The sequence below is a fragment of the Vibrio sp. V39_P1S14PM300 genome (genome assembly GCF_009904765.1).
Taxonomy (GTDB): Bacteria; Pseudomonadota; Gammaproteobacteria; order Enterobacterales; family Vibrionaceae; genus Vibrio; species Vibrio proteolyticus.
The window spans coordinates 1-2,324 of record NZ_WXWP01000190.1 but is presented as its reverse complement, the minus strand read 5'-3'; the positions used below and the strand labels follow the sequence as shown (position 1 = coordinate 2,324).

Genomic DNA, 2,324 nt, shown 5'->3' with positions numbered 1-2,324 from the left:
CCGCATCCAGACTAACAATATAAATTTATTGTATCGATAAAAAGTTTTTGTTTTTCTTTTTCAATGTTTACGCCTAACTTTCGCCGTGAGTCATTACTACTGGTTATAGAGGCTTTTGACATGTCTGACATCGAATTCCGTCAAGGCAAAAAACGTTTTTATGACAATGCTAAGTTCCCACGAGGCTTTGCAAAGTCCGGTGATTTTACTCTTGCAGAAGAGGAAATCCTAACTTTTTATGGGGATACCATGCTGGGTTTGGAAACTGGTGAAATTGAGCCAGAAAATGCCGAGGAAAAGCACTTTCTGAAAGTGCTGGAAAATCCTGGTAAAGCCAAATCCAAACTGGAACGCACCTGGTTAAAATACATTCAGCTGGCGCGTGGTCGTAAGCGTTTTCACACTCTCAATGGTCGTAACAAACCGGATGCAAGTGATGACTACGCAGAGGACTCTGCGTTGGCTGAAGAAGACTGATTTCAGGCCACCAGCCTGACAGTTGACAGGAATCTTTCTCCCAAAGCCCTGGTACCGGAATCAGGTACAGGGCTTTGTTTTCGATTAAGATTAAGACAAGGATGTCTGGTTATTTGGCCAACATAGCCACTTTTTTCAGGAAACTGTCACGCAGATGTTCCTGATCGTATTCAAGGTGGTAGGTATTGTGAAAACCTACTTTCAACTCCACACCATTTCCCCGCATATAGACGTTGTAACCGTCATAATCCGAAAACGCTTCGATACCCTCATACATTTTGCCGAATTCAGTGGGCGTCCCTCTGGACATCACAGTTTCGTAGGCTTGCAATACTTTGGTGGGATCCAGTTCGTTTTTCATCACCTTACTCCTTATCAGCCTGATTGAGGTGTCTATTTCACTCATATCTAATGATATAAGCTGTTATCTTAAGTATGGAAAACTTGTGACAAGTATGCCAATCAATCACTTTGAGGCACATCAAACACTAGCTTAATTCAGGTCATAAATTTATAACCTTGATTCACTAAGCTTGGTTGATACTTCCCTCTTTTAACCAGGCAAAAACACGCTAAAAACATGAAGCTCTTCAATTTTCACCCCACCACTCGCGCTAATCAGCTAAAATTTGACCAAAAACAATAGCCGTGCCGACCAACTTATTTTATAATGCAAATTAATTAATCAGGACACGTGATTTCCAAGACTAGGGGCAATAACATGAGACTTATTCCGTTAAGCAAAGCAGCGCAAGTAGGTAAATGGGCAGCCGCTCACATCGCTAAGCGTATCAACAATTTCAACCCAACCGCCGAGCGTCCTTTCGTTCTGGGTCTGCCTACCGGAGGAACCCCTCTGGCCACCTACAAAGCTCTGATCGAACTCTACCAAGCCGGCGAAGTCAGCTTCAAGCACGTTGTGACATTTAACATGGATGAGTACGTGGGCATTCCGGCGGATCACCCAGAATCATACCGCTCTTTCATGTACAACAACTTCTTCAACCACGTTGATATCCAGGAAGAGAACATCAACCTGCTAAATGGTAATGCTGAAGATCACGAAGTCGAATGCAAACGCTACGAAGACAAAATTAAGGCTTACGGCAGAATTAATCTGTTCATGGGTGGTGTGGGTAACGACGGCCATATCGCATTCAATGAGCCAGCATCATCACTGTCCTCTCGGACTCGTATCAAGACACTGACCGAAGATACTCGTATCGCGAACTCCCGCTTCTTCGATGGCGATATCAGTCAGGTGCCAAAATACGCATTAACCATTGGTGTCGGTACACTGCTGGATGCTGAAGAAATCATGATTCTGGTGACTGGCCATAACAAAGCACAAGCGCTGGAAGCCGCAGTCGAAGGTTGTGTCAACCACCTGTGGACCGTTTCAGCGCTGCAACTGCATCCTAAAGCCGTCATCGTGTGTGATGAACCCGCGACTCAAGAGCTGAAAGTGAAAACCGTCAAATACTTCACTGAACTGGAAGCGGAAAACATTAAGGGTTTTTGATCGCGGTTACGATTCCCTTTGAGATGATTAGCCACGCATTTGCGTGGCTTTTTTGTCTCTGTTTAAAGCGGTGTGATATTCAGCTGTTCAATAAGTAACACTTAACGAAACTATAAAATTATCATTAAAAGACAAAGAGTTACGAATTCTGTGGATAATGTGAAACCAACACATCATAAAAATGAATATTACATCAGAGAAATGCAAATAGTTTGATATTGATTCCTTTTTCGAAAAACCACACTAATTTAACATATTTATAACTTTTGATTTCGTCAACAATGGGGAGGTTTACTCAACACAAGGAGTCACAAATGCAAGTAAG

At 42.8% G+C, this 2,324-nt stretch carries 3 protein-coding genes; 2 read left to right on the top strand and 1 reads right to left on the bottom strand.

Annotation, left to right across the window (positions count from 1 at the left end; translation table 11 throughout):
* Nucleotides 1-120 precede the first annotated feature (120 nt).
* Nucleotides 121-477, top strand: coding sequence for a DUF413 domain-containing protein (locus CAG65_RS09675; RefSeq protein WP_021705996.1), 357 nt, complete (start codon nucleotides 121-123; stop codon nucleotides 475-477).
* Between the two features lie 109 nt (nucleotides 478-586).
* Here the strand turns inward: CAG65_RS09675 and CAG65_RS09670 are convergent, their stop codons facing one another.
* The gene (locus tag CAG65_RS09670; protein WP_021705995.1) at nucleotides 587-838 is read right to left on the bottom strand and encodes a DUF3081 domain-containing protein; all 252 of its coding nucleotides are present in this window, start codon (nucleotides 836-838) and stop codon (nucleotides 587-589) included.
* A 360-nt stretch (nucleotides 839-1,198) separates the two neighbouring features.
* On the opposite strand from CAG65_RS09670, the gene nagB reads away from it, so the two are divergent.
* The gene (gene nagB, locus CAG65_RS09665; RefSeq protein ID WP_021705994.1) at nucleotides 1,199-1,999 is read left to right on the top strand and encodes a glucosamine-6-phosphate deaminase; all 801 of its coding nucleotides are present in this window, start codon (nucleotides 1,199-1,201) and stop codon (nucleotides 1,997-1,999) included.
* Nucleotides 2,000-2,324: the final 325 nt, after the last annotated feature.

Coding starts and splice junctions, on each gene's coding strand:
- CAG65_RS09675 (WP_021705996.1), top strand. CDS start 121: ATGTCTGACATCGAATTCCGTCAAGGCAAAAAACGTTTTTATGACAAT.
- CAG65_RS09670 (WP_021705995.1), bottom strand. CDS start 838: ATGAAAAACGAACTGGATCCCACCAAAGTATTGCAAGCCTACGAAACT.
- nagB (WP_021705994.1), top strand. CDS start 1,199: ATGAGACTTATTCCGTTAAGCAAAGCAGCGCAAGTAGGTAAATGGGCA.